General features: G+C 63.0%; 18 protein-coding genes. 10 read left to right on the plus strand and 8 right to left on the minus strand.

Going from position 1 to position 17,879, the window contains the following annotated elements; all coding sequences use genetic code 11:
• Positions 1–24: 24 nt before the first annotated feature.
• Entirely contained in the window at positions 25–2,946 is a 2,922-nt protein-coding gene (gene uvrA / locus JG739_RS17220) for an excinuclease ABC subunit UvrA (RefSeq protein WP_202362640.1), read from the minus strand.
• Positions 2,947–3,240: 294 nt separating this feature from the next.
• Here uvrA and JG739_RS17225 point away from each other — a divergent pair, with 294 nt between their 5' ends.
• Positions 3,241–3,645, plus strand: coding sequence for a hypothetical protein (locus tag JG739_RS17225; RefSeq protein WP_202362641.1), 405 nt, complete (start codon positions 3,241–3,243; stop codon positions 3,643–3,645).
• Between the two features lie 665 nt (positions 3,646–4,310).
• Here JG739_RS17225 and JG739_RS17230 read toward each other — a convergent pair.
• From JG739_RS17230 to JG739_RS17245, 4 genes are all read right to left on the minus strand, one after another.
• On the minus strand, positions 4,311–4,604 hold the full coding sequence (locus tag JG739_RS17230; protein WP_370464224.1) for a hypothetical protein: 294 nt from the start codon (positions 4,602–4,604) through the stop codon (positions 4,311–4,313).
• A 100-nt stretch (positions 4,605–4,704) separates the two neighbouring features.
• Positions 4,705–5,310 (minus strand): ATP-dependent Clp protease proteolytic subunit, encoded by a 606-nt coding sequence (locus JG739_RS17235; protein WP_202362642.1) that lies wholly within the window; start codon positions 5,308–5,310, stop codon positions 4,705–4,707.
• A gap of 21 nt (positions 5,311–5,331) precedes the next feature.
• Positions 5,332–5,802 carry an SRPBCC family protein gene (locus JG739_RS17240; protein WP_202362643.1) on the minus strand — a complete coding sequence of 157 codons (471 nt, stop codon included), beginning with the start codon at positions 5,800–5,802 and terminating at the stop codon, positions 5,332–5,334.
• Entirely contained in the window at positions 5,799–6,113 is a 315-nt protein-coding gene (locus tag JG739_RS17245; RefSeq protein WP_202362644.1) for an ArsR/SmtB family transcription factor, read from the minus strand. Before JG739_RS17245 ends, JG739_RS17240 begins: the two co-directional genes overlap by 4 nt.
• Before the next feature lie 236 nt (positions 6,114–6,349).
• Here JG739_RS17245 and JG739_RS17250 point away from each other — a divergent pair, with 236 nt between their 5' ends.
• Positions 6,350–6,868 carry a single-stranded DNA-binding protein gene (locus JG739_RS17250; protein WP_202362645.1) on the plus strand — a complete coding sequence of 173 codons (519 nt, stop codon included), beginning with the start codon at positions 6,350–6,352 and terminating at the stop codon, positions 6,866–6,868.
• Positions 6,869–7,003: 135 nt separating this feature from the next.
• Complete coding sequence (locus tag JG739_RS17255) at positions 7,004–7,429, plus strand: OsmC family protein (RefSeq protein ID WP_202362646.1); 426 nt, start codon at positions 7,004–7,006, stop codon at positions 7,427–7,429.
• 85 nt (positions 7,430–7,514) lie between these two features.
• Here the strand turns inward: JG739_RS17255 and JG739_RS17260 are convergent, their stop codons facing one another.
• Positions 7,515–8,144: a MarC family protein gene (locus JG739_RS17260; protein ID WP_202362647.1), complete on the minus strand. Its 630-nt coding sequence runs from the start codon at positions 8,142–8,144 to the stop codon at positions 7,515–7,517.
• Positions 8,145–8,660: 516 nt separating this feature from the next.
• The gene (locus JG739_RS17265) at positions 8,661–9,197 is read right to left on the minus strand and encodes a hypothetical protein (protein WP_202362648.1); all 537 of its coding nucleotides are present in this window, start codon (positions 9,195–9,197) and stop codon (positions 8,661–8,663) included.
• Positions 9,198–9,283: 86 nt separating this feature from the next.
• Between JG739_RS17265 and JG739_RS17270 the strand changes: the two genes are divergently transcribed.
• Positions 9,284–10,138 carry a helix-turn-helix transcriptional regulator gene (locus tag JG739_RS17270; RefSeq protein ID WP_202367506.1) on the plus strand — a complete coding sequence of 285 codons (855 nt, stop codon included), beginning with the start codon at positions 9,284–9,286 and terminating at the stop codon, positions 10,136–10,138.
• Positions 10,139–10,328: 190 nt separating this feature from the next.
• Entirely contained in the window at positions 10,329–13,139 is a 2,811-nt protein-coding gene (gyrA, locus tag JG739_RS17275) for a DNA gyrase subunit A (RefSeq protein ID WP_202362649.1), read from the plus strand.
• A gap of 56 nt (positions 13,140–13,195) precedes the next feature.
• Here gyrA and JG739_RS17280 read toward each other — a convergent pair whose 3' ends face one another.
• Positions 13,196–13,348, minus strand: coding sequence for a hypothetical protein (locus JG739_RS17280; protein WP_128168117.1), 153 nt, complete (start codon positions 13,346–13,348; stop codon positions 13,196–13,198).
• A gap of 337 nt (positions 13,349–13,685) precedes the next feature.
• On the opposite strand from JG739_RS17280, the gene coaD reads away from it, so the two are divergent.
• The 5 genes from coaD to tgt all read left to right on the plus strand — a co-directional run bounded on the left by coaD (position 13,686) and on the right by tgt (position 17,754).
• The gene (coaD, locus tag JG739_RS17285) at positions 13,686–14,186 is read left to right on the plus strand and encodes a pantetheine-phosphate adenylyltransferase (RefSeq protein ID WP_027151950.1); all 501 of its coding nucleotides are present in this window, start codon (positions 13,686–13,688) and stop codon (positions 14,184–14,186) included.
• Positions 14,187–14,260: 74 nt separating this feature from the next.
• Positions 14,261–14,851 (plus strand): peptidylprolyl isomerase, encoded by a 591-nt coding sequence (locus JG739_RS17290; RefSeq protein ID WP_202362650.1) that lies wholly within the window; start codon positions 14,261–14,263, stop codon positions 14,849–14,851.
• 29 nt (positions 14,852–14,880) lie between these two features.
• Positions 14,881–15,393: a peptidylprolyl isomerase gene (locus JG739_RS17295; RefSeq protein WP_077384031.1), complete on the plus strand. Its 513-nt coding sequence runs from the start codon at positions 14,881–14,883 to the stop codon at positions 15,391–15,393.
• 121 nt (positions 15,394–15,514) lie between these two features.
• The gene (queA, locus tag JG739_RS17300) at positions 15,515–16,627 is read left to right on the plus strand and encodes a tRNA preQ1(34) S-adenosylmethionine ribosyltransferase-isomerase QueA (protein ID WP_202362651.1); all 1,113 of its coding nucleotides are present in this window, start codon (positions 15,515–15,517) and stop codon (positions 16,625–16,627) included.
• The gene (tgt, locus tag JG739_RS17305; protein ID WP_202362652.1) at positions 16,624–17,754 is read left to right on the plus strand and encodes a tRNA guanosine(34) transglycosylase Tgt; all 1,131 of its coding nucleotides are present in this window, start codon (positions 16,624–16,626) and stop codon (positions 17,752–17,754) included. Before queA ends, tgt begins: the two co-directional genes overlap by 4 nt.
• The last annotated feature ends 125 nt before the right edge of the window (positions 17,755–17,879 follow it).

Below are 17,879 nucleotides of genomic sequence, written 5' to 3' on the forward strand. Positions count from 1 at the left end.
TTTCAAACGCCAGCCAGCCCTCACTCACTCCGCCGCTTCGCGCTTGCCTCCGGGCCGCCGCTCCAAAAGTTCTCTGAGGAACTGGCCGGTGTAGCTGCGTTTTTCGCGGACGATATCCTCCGGCGTGCCTAACGCCACCAACTCGCCGCCGCCGTCGCCGCCCTCGGGGCCGAGGTCGAGCACCCAGTCTGCGGTTTTTATCACCTCGAGATTGTGCTCGATGACGACCACCGTGTTGCCCTGGTCGACCAGCTCGTGCAGCACTTCCAAGAGCTTGGCGACGTCGTGGAAATGCAGGCCGGTGGTCGGCTCGTCGAGGATGTAGAGCGTCTTGCCGGTTGCCTTGCGCGACAGCTCCTTGGCGAGCTTGATGCGCTGCGCCTCGCCGCCCGACAAAGTCGTCGCCTGCTGGCCGACATGGATGTAGCCGAGGCCGACCTGTTTCAGTGTCTCCAGCTTGTCGCGCACGCCCGGCACCGCGGCGAAGAAATCGACGCCTTCCTCGACCGTCATGTCGAGCACGTCGGCAATCGACTTGCCCTTGAACAGGACGTCGAGCGTCTCTCTGTTATAGCGCTTGCCATGGCAGACGTCGCAGGTGACGTAGACGTCGGGCAAAAAGTGCATCTCGATCTTGATGACGCCGTCGCCCTGGCAGGCCTCGCAGCGACCGCCCTTGACGTTGAATGAGAAGCGGCCCGGCTGATAGCCGCGCGCCTTGGACTCCGGCAGGCCGGCGAACCAGTCGCGGATCGGCGTGAAGGCGCCGGTATAGGTGGCGGGATTGGAACGCGGCGTCCGTCCGATCGGCGACTGGTCGATATCGATGACCTTGTCGAGAAATTCGAGCCCCTCGATGCGGTCGTGATCGGCCGGGTGCTCGCGCGAACCCATGATGCGGCGCGAAGCCGCCTTGAACAAGGTTTCGATCAGGAAGGTCGACTTGCCACCGCCGGAGACGCCGGTGACGGCGGTGAAGGTGCCGAGCGGGATTTCGGCGGTGACGTTCTTGAGATTGTTGCCGCGCGCGCCGACGATCTTCAGGCGCCGGTTCTTCCTGGCCTCGCGCCGCACCGCCGGCGTCGCCACTTCGAGCTCGCCGGACAGATATTTGCCGGTGATCGAGGCGGGGCTGGCCATGATCTGCTGCGGCGTTCCCTGGGCGATGATGTGGCCGCCGTGTATGCCGGCGGCAGGGCCGATATCGACGACATAATCGGCATGCAGGATGGCGTCCTCGTCATGTTCGACGACGATCACCGTGTTGCCGATGTCGCGCAGATGCTTCAGCGTGTCGAGCAGGCGCGCATTGTCGCGCTGGTGCAGGCCGATCGACGGCTCGTCCAGCACATAGAGCACGCCGGTGAGGCCGGATCCGATCTGCGAGGCCAGCCGTATGCGCTGGCTCTCGCCGCCCGACAACGTGCCGGAATTGCGTGACAGCGTCAGATAGTCGAGCCCGACATCGTTGAGGAAGCGCAGCCGCTCGCGGATTTCCTTGAGCACGCGCACGGCGATCTCGTTCTGCTTGTCGCTGAGTGTGGCGGGCAGCTCGGTGAACCATTGGTCGGCCTTGCGGATCGACAGTTCGGTGACCTCGCCGATATGCTTGCCGGCGATTTTCACCGCCAGCGCTTCCGGCTTCAGCCGGTAGCCGCGGCATGCCGGGCAAGGCGTGGCCGACATGAAGCGCTCGATCTCCTCGCGCATCCAGGCGGATTCGGTTTCCTTCCAGCGCCGCTCGAGATTGGGGATGACGCCTTCGAAGGTCTTTGTCGTCTTGTAGGAGCGCAGCCCGTCATCGTACTGGAAAGTGACCTCGCGCTCGCCGGTGCCGTGCAGGATGGCTTGCTTTGCCTCTGCGGTCAGGTCGCGGAACTTGTCGCCGAGCTTGAAGCCATAAGCCTTGCCCAGCGCCTCGAGCGTCTGCACGTAATAGGGTGAGGTCGATTTCGCCCATGGGCTGACGGCGCCGGCGCGCAGCGACAGATTGTCGTCGGGCACGATCAGGCTGGCGTCGATGGCGCGCTGGCTGCCGAGGCCGTCGCAGGTCGGGCAGGCGCCGAACGGGTTGTTGAACGAGAATAGCCGCGGCTCGATCTCGGGAATGGTGAAGCCGGACACCGGGCAAGCGAACTTTTCCGAGAACAGGATGCGCTCATGCGTCTCGTTCTTCGACTTGTTGACCGAATCCTCGCCGGTCTGGCTGGCGTCGAGCGGCCGATCGGCGAATTCGGCCACCGCCAGCCCGTCGGCGAGCTTCAGCGCGGTCTCGATGGAATCGGCAAGCCGCGTCGCCAGATCGCCGCGCACGACGATGCGATCGACGACGACGTCGAGATCATGCTTGTACTTCTTGTCCAGCGCCGGCACGTCGGCGATTTCGTAAAAGACGCCGTCGACCTTGACGCGCTGAAAACCCTTTTTCTGCAGTTCTAGCAGTTCCTTGCGGTATTCGCCTTTGCGGCCGCGCACCATCGGCGCCAGGATGAACAGACGCGTGCCTTCCTCGACCGCCAGCACGCGGTCGACCATCTGCGATACCGTCTGGCTCTCGATCGGCAGGCCGGTGGCCGGCGAATAGGGGATGCCGACGCGCGCGAACAGCAGCCGCATATAGTCGTAGATCTCGGTGACGGTGCCGACCGTCGAGCGCGGGTTCTTCGACGTGGTCTTCTGCTCGATGGAGATGGCCGGCGACAAGCCGTCGATCTGGTCGACGTCAGGTTTTTGCATCATTTCGAGGAACTGCCGCGCATAGGCCGACAGACTCTCGACGTAGCGGCGCTGGCCCTCGGCGTAGATGGTGTCGAAGGCGAGCGACGACTTGCCGGACCCCGACAGGCCGGTCATGACGATCAGGCTGTCACGCGGCAGGTCGAGATCGACATTCTTCAGATTGTGTTCGCGCGCCCCGCGAATCGAAAGATATTTATGGTCGGCCATCGCCGGTCGCCGCCTCAGATCTGAAATCTCGTTGGGATGGCGGGTTGTCCCGACCATCCCCTATGTAGGTAATTTTGCCACCGTTTCGAGAGAACTCTCGACCAAAGCCTTTAACCGTCTTTCGCGCGGGCGAGCAAGCGGAAAGAACAAAGGTCGAACAAGCTCCTGACAAAAGCGTTCATCAAACAAGCTTCGCGGGGCGGCCCGTCGGCATGGCGAAAGGCTTAAGAGTTGTCATATGCGGCCACTGCAGCCATATTCCGCCTGACAACGAACTCGAATGAGGCAGGCGACATGGCCGAGGAGAGAACCGGGACGGAAGGGCGGCTGCTGCCGACGCTCGAAGCCCTGATCGATTCGCAGAAGCGGATGTTGGCATCGCTCGCCACGGTCACAGACAGGTTCGATAGAATAGACACGGAGATGGTGAAGCTCACCCGGCAGGGCTTGAAGCTGCAGTCGGAGCTTTCGGGTCTTCGGTCCGACATCACCGTTCGGCTCGATGCCGTCGGCAGCAGACTCGGGGAACTCGAGCATCTCGCCGACCAGAACGCGGTCGAGATCAAGGGCGCCAGGTCTGAGATCGTTGCCCAGCAGAACGAAATCCTGAACGCACTGCAGGCCGGTCTACGCAATGTCAGCGACGCCAACGACGTCAGGGATCGCCTGGACGAAATTGAGAGGCGTTTCGGGCCATAGGGCGTGTCGAACACGAACGCGGTCCGGCGCTTCGCCAGCACGGGCCGCTTGCGACGGTGGTGCTCATCCGACCTCGCTTCGCGAGGGCCCTCTTCTCCCACAGGCAGGGGGAGAAGGGGAGCGGTGCCACGCCGCGCTGCTCAAAACGGATGCAAATTTCGGATTCGCCACACAAGCGATCACGTTTTTGGTAAATCGGCTATCCAGCTGTTGACGTCTCAGCCTTGGGGAGTCAGACTCCAAACGTCACCGAAGCCGACTATCTTTCGATGGCCTCGCCGCCCTAAGGCGTGCCTGCACGATATGCAGGCTTTTGCGATATGCGCTTCGGCGACCCAGTCGCAATGGACAGAAGAGGAGAGCAGAGGAATGACTCCACCGGACAGTCCCTTGAGGCTCCACGTGTCGTTGGAGCCGCGGCAGGCATAAGTGCCAGGGCCAGGCGTTTGCGCCGCCCGACAAACCGTGACCTGCCGATCCCCACCAAAATCAGAGACTACTAGTCGGATCGTCGGCTGAACGCCGCGAAGCATCCGAGATCAAGAGCCGGCAGTGCGCTCCCGGCAATTGGATTTTAGATCCAGGAAAGCCCCGACCGTTTGCGGAAGCAGCGGCGGGGCTATCGTTTTCAGTGGCCCAAGCGAGTTGTGGTAGCGATAAAGGCCCTATCGCCGCTTTCGCCGGGGGGCTTCGATCGCGCCGGCGCCGACATCGAAGTTTACGCTGCCGGAAATCCTGACGTCGGTATCGCCGATCTTGAACTGGCCGTTGCCGCTGGGCGCGGCATCGTCGGGCTCGGGAGCCGGTTTGGCGATGCGGTAGTCGCTGGTCACGCCGGGCAGCGTGCCCTGGTGCGGCGGCGTTGAATTGTCTTCGGCGAACGCCGTGCCGGAGGTTATCGCCGCGACGGCGATGCCGATAATCAGCCGGTTCAAGCAAATGCGTGAAATCCTGGACATCGGCGGACTGTATCGCCGCACTCTGGCCGAAGCCAGACCGGTGGCGATCAACCTGGCCGAACGACTTGGCTGTTATCGCTCATGGCGTTCGGCATCCCTTTCAAGCCGCCTGTTTGCGCGTATCAAAAACATGGTCGACAAGCCCCCACGTCTTTGCCTCCGCGGCGGTCATGAAATGATCGCGGTCGAGCGTGCGTTCGACCTCTTCGAACGTGCGACCACAGTGGTGCGCGTAAAGCTCGGTCATCCGCCGCTTTGTCTTCAGGATGCCTTCGGCGTGGCGCTGGACGTCGGAGGCCTGGCCCTGGAAACCGCCTGACGGCTGGTGCAGAAGGATGCTGGTGTTGGGCAGTGCGATGCGCCGGCCCGGCGTTCCCGCCATCAGCAGGAACGAGGCCATCGACGCGGCAAAGCCCATGCAGACGGTGGATACGGGGCAAGAAATGTACTGCATCGTGTCGTAGATGGCGAAACCGCTGGTCACCACACCGCCCGGCGAGTTGATGTAGAGGGAAACCTCCTTGTCGGGATTGTCGGATTCCAGCGACAGAAGCTGGGCGCAGACCAGCGCCGACACATTGTCGTCGATCGGGCCATTGATGAAGACGATGCGCTCGCGCAGCAGCCGCGAAAAAATGTCGAAGGCGCGTTCGCCGCGGCTCGACTGCTCGATCACCATCGGCACCAGGTTGGCAAAACCGCTCATCGCTCTTCTCCGTTGTGCCGCTCAGGCCGCGCGCAGGGAGAGGCGAGGCGTGTTTGCGGCTATGGTCCGTTTGGGGTTGTGTGCGTTGAGCGAAAGCCGGCAACAGGCGCCGGCAACCGCAGGCGTAGCTACCCGCGCAAATCCGTCGTGGACGATGCGCAGATGCGTGCCGCCTGAAATGGTGCGGTCGAGCGTGAAGGTGACGAAACTGTCCAGCGGATTCGCTGTATTGCCAGGCGCCGGCCGCTCCCGCCAGGAATAACGCAGCAGGCGTTCGGGCTCGGCGTCGAGGATTTCGCACTCGATCGGTGCATCCGCCTTGGCAAAGGCAAAGCGGCTGCCGACCTCCGGCTTGATGTCGTTCGGCATCATCCAGGCCGCGAGCAGGTCCGGCACCGTCAGCGCCCGCCACACTTTTTCCGGCGGGTCTGGAAGCTCGCACTCGAACTCGATCGAGTCAGCCGTCATGTCTGAATGCTGTTTTGCCGTCATTGGTCCATATCCTTCAAAACCGCCTTGAGCCGTTCGATACGCTCGGGCCAGAACGCACGGTAACGCTCGATCCAGCCGAGCAGAGGATCAAGCCCTTGCGGATCGGCGCGATAATAGGCGTTGCGGCCGGCTCGCCGCTCGGCCACCAGGCCGGCGCCGCGCAGCACCGCGAGATGCTGCGAGACGGCCGGTTGCGACACGCTCATGCCGCGGCGCAGTTCCGACACCGTCATCTCGCCGGCGGTGAGCCGCTCGTAGACGGCGCGGCGCGTCGGGTCGGCAAGCGCTCGGAAAATCTCAGCTTCGATCATCGCAGAAGCATAAGTCTACACTTATTGATTTAGCAAGCAGTCTTTTCGCGCCCATAGGGAACGGTGCGGCGGAACCCATCGATTGCTGACATTCCTTGACAATACGGATTGATGAGCCTAGAACGAAAAGAGAACAAAAACCTTGTGGGAAAAGCCAGCCACGGCAGGCGGTGATTGTCCGCAGTCTATAAGGTGAGCGACAGAAATTTTGTTTCGTATGAGCGCGGAGAAGTATCATGGCGGGTAGCGTCAACAAGGTCATTCTGGTGGGCAATCTCGGGGCGGACCCGGAAATCCGCCGTTTGAATTCGGGTGAGCCGGTCGTCAACATCCGCGTCGCCACGTCGGAAAGCTGGCGCGACAAGACTTCCGGCGAGCGCAAGGAAAAGACCGAGTGGCACAATGTCGTGATCTTTAACGAGCAGCTCGCCAAGGTCGCCGAGCAGTATTTGAAGAAGGGTGCAAAAGTTTATGTCGAGGGCCAGCTGCAGACGCGCAAGTGGCAGGACCAGACCGGCAATGACCGCTACACGACCGAAATCGTGCTGCAGAAATTCCGCGGCGAGCTCCAGATGCTCGACTCACGCGGGCAGGGCGAGGGCGGTCAGGTCGGCAGCTATGCCGGTGGCGGCAGCAGCCGCGGTTCCGATTTCGGCCAGTCCGGCCCGGGCGAGAGTTTCGATCGCGGCGGCGGTGGCGGCAACAAGGGTGGCGGCGGTTCGTCGCGCGAACTCGACGACGAAATTCCGTTCTGATTGATGAGGAGCGAACGGCTCTGCGCGAGCTGACAACGCCAGCTACTTGAGGCCACGCATTGGCGTCCCGAAAATCTGTCTTGGATTTTCGGGACGTTGTGCGTTTGAGTAGTGCGCAGTGAAAGGACGTATCAGATGAAAGCACGGGTCAAATGGGTCGAGGAGCGCACTTTCGTCGGCGAGTCCGGCAGCGGCCACAAGGTGGTTCTGGGGACCGCGTTCGGACCGGATGGCAAGACGCCGGGACCGAGCCCGATGGAACTGGTGCTGCTCGGCACTGGCGGCTGCTCGGCCTATGATGTCGTCCACATCCTCGAAAAGGGCCGCGAGGCGGTCGAAGACTGCGTGGTCGAACTCGACGCCGACCGGGCGGAGAAGGAGCCGCGGGTGTTCACGCGCATCCATATGCGCTTCATCGTCAAGGGCCGCGCCCTTTCGCGCGACAAGGTGAAACGGGCGATCGACCTGTCGATCGAAAAATACTGCTCGGCCACGGCGATGATGGCCAAGACCGCCACCGTCACGCATGATTTCGAGGTTATTGATACGACGGCGAAGTAGGATGGCGCCCAGTGGCGGCGGTTCGTCGCGCGAACTGGACGACGAATGACGGCCTCGGCAATAAAGCGCGAGGCCGCTTTCATTTTCATGCTGCCATCAACGCCTTGACGCCGTCGGCGACGAACTGCACGGCGAGCGCCGCCAGGATGACACCGAGCAGCCGGGTCAGGATCGAGCGGCCGGTCTGGCCGAGGACCCGGTCGATGCGCTCGGCCAGCACGAACACCAGGTAAGTGATGACAAGGCAGATCGCGATGATGCCGACAAGGGCTGCCTGCGCGCCAAGACCTGGAAACGAGCCGGACAGCAGGACGGTCGCTGAAATCGCGCCCGGACCGGCGATCAGCGGGATCGCCAGCGGAAAGGCGGCGATGTTGTGGATCATGTCCTTGGTGATGGCGACGTCGCCGATCTTCTCCTTGCGGTCCTGCCGGCGCTCGAACACCATTTCGAAGGCGATGAAGAACAGCAGGAACCCGCCGGCGACGCGGAACGCCGGCAGCGTGATGCCGAACACCGACAGGATCGACGCGCCGGCGATTGCAAACAGCGCCATCACCAGGAAACCAATGATCGAGGCGCGCACGGAAACCTGGTTGCGCTCCTCGCGGTTCATGCCGCGCGTCACGGCGAGGAAGAGCGGCGCCAGGCCAGGCGGGTCGATGGTCACCAGAATGGTGACGAACGCGTTGAACAGGCTGTCGAAGCTCGGCATCTCTGACCCTCCCCGCCGGGCCGTGCCCGAGACATCAGTATTGGTAGAGCAAAGCAGGGGCGGTGAAAACTGGTGGTGGAAAAGCGGGTTCGCGTGCCGGGAAATTCAACCTTTTGATGCCGGAGGGACAGCGCCCCCCTCTGTCCTGCCGGACATCTCCCCCACAAGGAGGGAGATTGGGCAGCTCAGCTAGCCGCGCCATCCTGTTCAATGTTGGAGATCCGATCCCCCCTTGCGGGGTTGAGGAGAGGGGGGCGCTGTCGCTCGACCTCTCAAGGCTTGGGTTCCTCGCCGCCGCCAAAGGCGGGGGAGAGGTGGCCGCGAAGCGGCCGGAGAGGGGGCTTTCGTAGGGCGCAGTCCCCCTCTCCGTCTCGGCTTCGCCGAGCCACCTCGCCCCCACTTCGTGGGGGCGAGGAACCCAAGCTGAAATGAAGCCGCGATCCAAACTCCCCTAGGCCCTCTGCCCTGCCGGGCATCTCCCCCACAAGGGTCCCCCTGCGGGTCCCTTGTGGGGGATTAATTTCCACCCGCGCGCCGCGCCAGGAACTCGACTTCGAGCCGCCACGTCGCGCCGTCGTCCTGCGAGCGTTCGCCCAGCCAGCGGAACGAATCTTCGGTGATCCGGGAAAAACTCCAGCGCACCGAGGCGCCGGTGCCGTCGGCGCCCTGCTGGACGATGATGTCGCCCTCGGCGCGGCCGAGCTGGCGGCTGTAATATTGGGTGCGCGGATCGCTCCAGAAGATATGCCAGGCGTCGACGCCGGGGTCATAGACGCGCAATGTCGTGCCATAGAAGGTCCATTTGCCGAGCGAGCTCTGTGCGCCAGTGTTCCGCGCGGGCAAGATCCATACGTCCTGGATCGCGCGGCCCTCGAGCACCCAGCCGAAATGCACCTCGCCGCGTCCGGTCAGCACCTGGCCGTCTTCGAGATGGCGCGTGGCGTCGAACGTCCAGGCGCCGACGAAGCGGCCGTAAAGGTTCAGTTTTTCGGCAAGGTCTGCGGCTGGCCCGTCACTGTGCAGGGCTTCGGCAAAGGAAGATGAATTGAACATAGTTTCTGCCCACGTTGTCAGGAGAATGGGATGAGTACGCCGCGCCAGGCTTCTTGCGCTTGGGAAAAATTGCTATGTTTTCGGCCATGACGACGAGCGTGCATACACTGGCGTCCGGAAAAGGCTGGCGGGTGTCGGACGTGATCTGCACTGCTGGCGTCGCTGATCGCCCGTTCGAGGAAGAGCATCGCAACTTCTGCGTCGCAGTGGTGACCAACGGCACCTTCCGCTACCGCGCACGCCAGGGCACGGCGATGCTGATGCCGGGCGCAATTCTGCTCGGCAATCCCCACACTTGCTACGAGTGTGGACACGAGCATGGCGCCGGCGACCGCTGCATCTCCTATCATTTCAGCCCGACCTATATGGAACAGATCGCCGCCGACACACCGCGCGCGAAGAAGCTGGCCTTCGAGACGCCGCTTCTGCCGCCCTTGCCGGCGCTGGCACGGCTGCTGGCCGAGGCGGAAGCCGCGCGCGAGATGGCCGACATCGAGGCGTTCGAGGAACTCGGACTGCGGCTTGCCGGCGCAGCCGTCGCCTCCGGTATCACCCCCGCTGCCCGGTCACCGAGCCGCCGCGACCAGAAACGCGTTGCGGAGGCGGTGCGGCGCATCGAAAAGGATGCCGAAAGGCCGGTCTCGCTCGCCGAGCTTGCAAGCGAAACGGCGACCAGTCCTTACCATTTCCTGCGCAGCTTCCGGCATGTCGCGGGCATGACGCCCTACCAGTTCGTGCTGAAAACCCGGCTGCACAGGGCGGCGGTGCGGCTGCGCATGTCGGACGAGGCGATCTCGACGATCGCCTTCGAGGCCGGGTTCAACGATTTGTCGACCTTCAACCGCCGTTTCCGGCGTGTGATGGGGGAGGCGCCTGGCGCCTACCGGCTCCGGCAGCGAGGCGATAAAGCGCCGACCACGTCCGCCGTTCCGGCTTTGTGAAGCAAAATTGGCCTGACAATGAGCTTTGCCCCGGCGGCCATGAAAGCGCCTCGGCCATATCGTCGCAATCAGTGATATCCTTTTGAAATCACCACAAAAACCGACATTGGAAAACTGCCGCGGACATTGGAGTTTCGGCCCGGCTTCCTATATAAGCACCGAGTGATTCCCGATTAGATTGTGACCTGATTTGACCGACCAGAAGACACCGCGCGGCGCCGACGGCGGGCCCACCGGCATCGAGCCGATATCCATCATCGAGGAGATGCAGCGCTCCTATCTCGATTACGCCATGAGCGTGATCGTCAGCCGTGCGCTGCCCGACGTGCGCGACGGGCTGAAGCCGGTGCATCGCCGCATCCTCTACGCCGCCCACGAGAGCGGCTATCACTGGAACCGCAAGTATGTGAAGTCGGCCCGCCCGGTCGCCGACGTGATGGGTAAATACCATCCGCATGGCGACGCCTCGATCTACGACGCCTTGGTGCGGATGGCGCAGGACTGGTCGCTGCGCGTGCCGCTGATCGACGGGCAGGGCAATTTCGGCTCGATCGACGGCGATCCGCCGGCGGCAATGCGTTACACCGAATCGCGGCTGACCAAGGTCGCGCATGAGCTGCTGGAGGACATCGACAAGGACACCGTCGATTTCCAGGACACTTATGATGCGTCGGGCAGTGAACCGAAAGTGCTGCCGGCGCGCTTCCCGAACCTGTTGGTCAACGGCTCCGGCGGTATCGCCGTCGGCATGGCCACCAACATCCCGCCGCACAATCTGGGCGAGGTCTGCAACGGCGCCATCGCCCTCATCGACAATCCGGCGATCGATCTGCCGGCGCTGATGGAGATCATTCCAGGGCCGGATTTCCCGACCGGCGGCATCGTGCTCGGCCGTTCCGGCATCTACAGCGCCTATTCGACCGGCCGCGGTTCCATCGTCATGCGCGGCCGCGTCAACGTCGAGGCGCGCGGCAACGACCGTGAATCGATCGTCATCACCGAGGTTCCCTACCAGGTGAACAAGTCGTCGATGATCGAGAAGATGGCCGAACTGGTGCGCGATAAGCGCATCGAGGGCATTTCCGACATCCGCGACGAGAGCGACCGCCAGGGCTACCGCGTCGTCATCGAATTGAAGCGCGACGCGGTCGCCGACGTCATCCTCAACCAGCTCTATCGTTTCACGCCGCTGCAGACGTCGTTCGGCGCTAATATGGTGGCGCTGAACGGCGGCAAGCCGGAATTGCTGACGCTGACCGACATGCTGAAGGCGTTTGTCGCCTTCCGCGAGGACGTGATCAGCCGGCGCACGAAATTCCTGCTGCGCAAGGCACGCGACCGTGCCCATGTGCTGGTCGGCCTTGCTATTGCCGTCGCCAACATCGACGAGGTGATAAAGCTGATCCGCAGCGCGCCGGATCCGCAGACGGCGCGCGAGCAGTTGATGGAGCGGCGCTGGCCCTCGGGCGACGTCGAATCGCTGATCCTGCTGATCGACGATCCGCGCCACCGCATCAACGAGGACGGCACCTACAATCTGTCCGAGGAACAGGCCCGCGCCATCCTCGAACTGCGCCTGCAGCGGCTGACAGCGCTCGGCCGCGACGAGATCGCCGACGAGTTGAACACGATCGGCGCGGAAATTGTTGATTATCTTGACATTTTGTCGTCCCGCGCGCGCATCCAGCAGATCGTCAAGGACGAGCTTGCCGCCGTGCGCGACGAGTTCGGCACGCCGCGCCGCACTGAGCTGTCCGAGGGCGGGGCGGATATGGAAGACGAGGACCTGATCCAGCGCGAGGACATGGTCGTGACGGTTAGCCATTCCGGCTACATCAAGCGTGTGCCGTTGTCGCTCTACCGGGCGCAGCGCCGCGGCGGCAAAGGCCGCTCCGGCATGTCGACCAAGGAGGAGGATTTCGTCACCCGGCTGTTCGTCGCCAACACGCACACGCCGGTGCTGTTCTTCTCCTCGCGCGGCATCGTCTACAAGGAAAAGGTGTGGCGCCTGCCGATCGGCAACCCGCAGTCACGCGGCAAGGCGCTGATCAACATGCTGCCGCTGGAGCAGGGCGAACGCATAACCACCATCATGCCGCTGCCCGAGGACGAGACCAGCTGGGGCGAGCTCGACGTGATGTTCGCCACGACGCGCGGCACGGTGCGCCGCAACAAGCTGTCGGACTTCATCCAGGTCAACCGCAACGGCAAGATCGCCATGAAGCTGGAAGAGGAAGGCGACGAGATACTCGGCGTCGAGACCTGCACCGACAATGACGACGTGCTGCTGACCGCAAGCTCCGGCCAGTGCATACGCTTTTCGGTCAGCGACGTGCGCGTTTTCCAGAGCCGCAACTCGGTCGGCGTGCGCGGCATCGCCATGGCCGCCAGCGACCGGGTGATCTCGATGGCGGTGATCGAACATGTCGATGCGTCGCCGGCCGAGCGCGCCGCCTATCTCAAGCGGGTGGCGGCCGAACGGCGGCTCGCCGCCGGCATTGCGGCGGGCGAGGACGAAGACTTCCAGCTCACCAATGAGGAGGTCGGCGAGGAGACGGAGCTTTCCGAGGAGCGCTACGAATTCCTCAAGGCACACGAGCAGTTCGTGCTGACGGTGACGGAGTATGGCTACGGCAAGCGCTCATCGTCCTATGATTTCCGCCTGACAGGGCGCGGCGGCAAGGGCATCCGCGCCACCGATGTGTCGAAAGTGGCTGAGATCGGCCGTCTGGTGGCGACTTTCCCGGTCGGCAATGACGACCAGATCATGCTCGTCTCGGATGGCGGCACCGTGATCCGCGTGCCGGTCAATGGAATTCGCTTCGCCAGCCGCGCCACCAAGGGCGTGACCATCTTCAACACGGCCGACGGCGAGAAGGTCGTTTCAGTGGAGCGGATATCCGAACCGCAATCGGACGAGGAAGCCGAAGAGAGTGTCGCGGGCGACGCAACTCTGGATACCGGTACCGAAGGCATTGGCCCGGAAAACAACGCCGAGTAGGTCTTGATAGCAATGCCGGCCCGACGGACCGGCGCCGTCAACAGATGGCGGCCGGTTTAGAAGTGGCGTGAAGGCTTGCGGATACCGAAGCCTCCGAACCGCTTGGCATTGGACTTGGCGCGGACGCGCTCTGCTTCCTGATGTAGCCCGAATACGGTGGCGATCAGCATGGCGACGGTCATTGCGGTGGCGAGCATGTAGATCAGCATGTGCGAGTTCTCCTGCACCTAGCAACGATCAAATGGGGTTTTGGTTTCATCTTCTGAAGCTGCAATCTAATGAACGCTGCGTGAGGCCTTCGTGATCGACCCATTCATTGGTCGTTCATCTCGGCCAAAAGGTTCACTCGAAACGCATCGCGATTACCGTGGCTCAGGCGATGCGCTTTGAAGTCCCCGTTTGGGTGGATGCAGTTGTTCCAAACGGCTGCGCACCCTCGGTCAGACCCTTGGGTCAGGCCCAAGAGCAGGCTTTTGCGGCGACCTGCATTGGCGGCTCGCCGATCGGATTTGCCTTTGTGAGAGAGGCTCGCTAGAAGCACCTGCCATGACCGAACGCATCGCCCTTTATGCCGGCTCCTTCGACCCGCCGACCAACGGCCATCTCGACGTGCTGAAGGCGTCGCTGGCCGTGGCGGACACCGTCTATGCGGCGATCGGCATTCATCCCGGCAAGAAGCCGCTGTTTTCGTTCGAGGAACGGGTCGGCCTCATCGAAGCAGCGACGAAGGCCGAATTCGGCCGCGACGGCGCGCGGATCAAGGTCGTTGCTTTCGATGGGCTGGTCATCGACGCTGCCAGGAAGCAGGGCGCCTCGATCATGATCCGTGGTCTGCGCGACGGCACCGATCTCGACTACGAGATGCAGATGGCCGGTATGAACGAAACCATGGCGCCTGAACTGCAGACGGTTTTTCTGCCCGCCAGCCCTTCGGTGCGAACCATTACCGCCACACTTGTCCGTCAGATAGCCTCGATGGGCGGCGACATCCGCCCCTTCGTGCCGGCGGCCGTGGCTGGCGCACTCACCGCCAAATTTGCGAAATGATGCATGTCGTCCAAACGTGGAACCGGTTTTGGGGCAACGACATGCGTGAAACAAAGGTTTTCGGAGAAAGATCCATGCAGCTCAAAAGGCTCGCCACCTGCCTTGTCGTTCTTTTCGGCCTTGTGACCGCCTCCGTTTCGGCGTACGCCGCCGATCCGGAAAACACCATGATCATCACGCTGAAGGACGGCGACGTGACCGTCGCGCTCAGGCCCGACCTCGCGCCGAAGCATGTCGAGCAGATCAAGAAGCTGGTGCGCCAGGGCGCTTATGACAACGTCGCTTTCCACCGTGTCATTGACGGCTTCATGGCGCAGACCGGCGACGTGAAGTTCGGCAACATGAAGAGCGGCTTCAGCGCCGACGCTGTCGGCACCGGCGGTTCCGATCTTCCCGACCTGCCGGCTGAATTCTCGAAGACCGAGCGCTATGAGCGTGGCGTGGTCGGGATGGCCCGCTCGCAGGACCCGGATTCCGCCAATTCGCAGTTCTTCATCATGTTCGCGCCGGCGCCGCCGCTCGATGGCCAGTACACCATCGTCGGCAATGTCGAGAACGGGATGGCGTTGGTGGACAAGATCAAGAAAGGCGACGCGGCGCAGAACGGGGTCGTCACCGATCCCGATCGCATGATCAAGGTGCGCATCGCCGCCGACGGCAAGTAAACCCCATTTGTTGCAAAGGATATTCTGACATGGCCGAGATCAAGGACCGCGAGAACGCGCTCATCATGGAAACGACCAAGGGCAAGGTCGTCATCGAACTGTTTCCCGATCTGGCGCCTGGCCATGTCGGCCGCATCAAGGAACTGGCGCGCGAAGGCGCTTATGACGGGGTGGTGTTCCACCGCGTCATCGACGGTTTCATGGCGCAGACCGGCGACGTGAAATTCGGCAATTCCAGCAAGCCCTCTTTCGCACCGGCGCGCGCCGGCACCGGCGGCTCCGACAAGCCCGACCTGAAGGCAGAGTTCTCCAACGCCAATCACGGCCGCGGCACCTGCTCGATGGCCCGCTCGCAGAACCCGAACTCGGCCAACTCGCAGTTCTTTATCTGCTTCGACGATGCCGCCTTCCTCAACCGCCAATACACGGTCTGGGGCCAGGTCATCGAAGGCATGGACAATGTCGACAAGATCAAGCGCGGCGAGCCGGTGCCGGATCCCGATAAGATCGTGTCGCTGAAGGTCGCGGCTGACGTGGAATGACCTACCGGGCTGTCGCGGCTATCACTGTGATGCTTGCCGCGGCGGCCGCTCCGCCGCTGGCGACGGAATCGGTCGTCTGCAGCCGGCGATGACCTGCCCGGAACTTTGAAGCGGGATTTTCTTGCGCGTCGATCTTTTCGACTTTGATTTGCCGGAGGAGCGCATCGCGCTTCGACCGGCAGAACCGCGCGACAGCGCCAAAATGCTGGTTGTCAGGCCGGATGAGGGCCTCGAAGACCGGACGGTGCGCGAGCTGCCGTCGCTGCTCGAGACCGGTGACGTGCTGGTCTTCAACGACACCAAGGTCATTCCGGCACAGCTGAAGGGCATCAGGCGGCGCGGCGAAGCGGCGGCGCAAATCGAAGCCACGCTACACATGCGGGTGGCGCCGGATCGCTGGCTGGCTTTCATGAGGCCGGGCAAGCGCATCGCCGCTGGTGACCGCATCCATTTCGGCCATGACGCCAATTCCTGCTTTCTCGGCCAGCTCGATGCCACGGTGATCGAGAAGGGCGAGGCCGGCGAGGCTTTGCTTCGTTTTGACCTCTCAGGTCCGTTTCTCGACGAGGCGCTGCACGCCGTCGGCCACATTCCGCTGCCGCCTTATATCGCTTCGAAGCGCGACGACGACGAACGCGACCGCAGCGACTACCAGACGATCTATGCCAGGGAGGAGGGGGCTGTGGCGGCCCCCACTGCCGGCTTGCATTTCACGCCCGAGCTTTTCGCTGCGCTCGATGCCAAGGGCGTCGAACGGCGCTTCGTCACCCTGCATGTCGGCGCCGGCACGTTTCTGCCGGTGAAAGTCGACGACACCGCCGATCATAAGATGCATGCCGAGATCGGTTCGGTCAGCCCGGAAACTGCCAAGGCGCTGAACGCGGCAAAGGCGCGTGGCGGGCGCATCATCGCCGTCGGCACGACGTCGCTGCGCCTGCTGGAGAGCGCCGCGCGGGAGGACGGCATGCTGGCCGGATGGTCGGGTCCGACCGACATCTTCATCACCCCCGGCTACCGTTTTAAGGCCGCCGACATGCTGATGACCAATTTCCATCTGCCGCGCTCGACGCTGTTCATGCTGGTTTCGGCGTTTTGCGGTCTGGAAACGATGCGTGCGGCCTATGCGCATGCCATCGAGAACCGCTACAGGTTCTACTCCTACGGAGATGCAAGCCTTCTGTTCAAAGCGGAGAACGATGGACGCGCGCCCGGTATAGAACAGGGAATTCAATGACTAAGGCGTTCACCTTCAAGGTGCTGGCGACCGACGGCAAAGCGCGGCGCGGCTCCATCACCATGCCGCGCGGAGAAATCCGCACGCCGGCCTTCATGCCGGTCGGCACCGGCGGCACGGTCAAGACCATGTATATGGATCAGGTGCGCGGCGTCGGCTCGGACATCATCCTTGGCAACACCTATCATCTGATGCTGCGGCCGGGCGCCGAGCGTGTGGCGCGGCTTGGCGGTCTGCATGAATTCGCCCGCTGGCCGCATCCGATTCTGACCGACAGCGGCGGCTTCCAGGTGATGTCGCTGTCGAAGCTGAGGAAACTGACCGAAAAAGGCGTCACCTTCCGCTCCCATATCGACGGCGCCGCCTATGAGATGTCGCCCGAGCGCTCGATCGAAATCCAGGGACTGCTCGGCGCCGACATCCAGATGCAGCTCGACGAATGCACCGCGCTGCCGGCCATGGAGAAGGAGATCGAGCGGGCGATGGAGCTGTCGCTGCGCTGGGCCGAGCGTTGCAGGACGGCGTTCGGCGACCAGCAGGGCAAGGCAATGTTCGGCATCGTCCAGGGCGGCGACATACCGGGCCTGCGGCTGCGCTCAGCGCAGGCGCTGAAAGCGATGGATCTCAAGGGCTACGCGATCGGCGGGCTGGCGGTCGGCGAGCCGCAAGCGGTGATGCTCGAAATGCTCGACATCACCTGCCCGGAGCTCCCGGCGGACAGGCCGCGCTATCTGATGGGTGTCGGCACGCCCGACGACATATTGAAATCGGTGGCGCGCGGCATCGACATGTTCGATTGCGTGATGCCGACACGCGCCGGCCGTCATGGCCTAGCCTACACAAGGCGCGGCAAGGTCAATCTGCGCAACGCCCGCCATGCCGACGATCCGCGCCCGCTTGACGAGGATAGTGACTGCCCGGCCGCCAGGGATTATTCACGTGCCTATCTGCACCATCTCGTCCGCTCGCAAGAGGCGCTGGGAGCGATGCTTCTGACCTGGAACAATCTTTCCTACTATCAGAAGCTGATGCAGGACATTCGTGCCGCCATCGAGGCCGGCGCGTTCGAGGCACGGGCGGCAGAGATCTCCGACGGCTGGGCGAGGGGCGATATTCCGGCGATGTGAGCGAGCGCTCCGGTGCTCAGCGAAGTACCGTGCGCAGGATGCTGCCAGTGATGCGGAAACTGCCGTTGAGCAATCCTTGCCGTCCGGCCCGACGATCGGCACATTTCGGCGAATGGCTCACCCAA

Origin of the sequence: Mesorhizobium sp. L-2-11 (assembly GCF_016756595.1) — a bacterium.
In the GTDB taxonomy this organism is placed as follows: Bacteria; Pseudomonadota; Alphaproteobacteria; order Rhizobiales; family Rhizobiaceae; genus Mesorhizobium.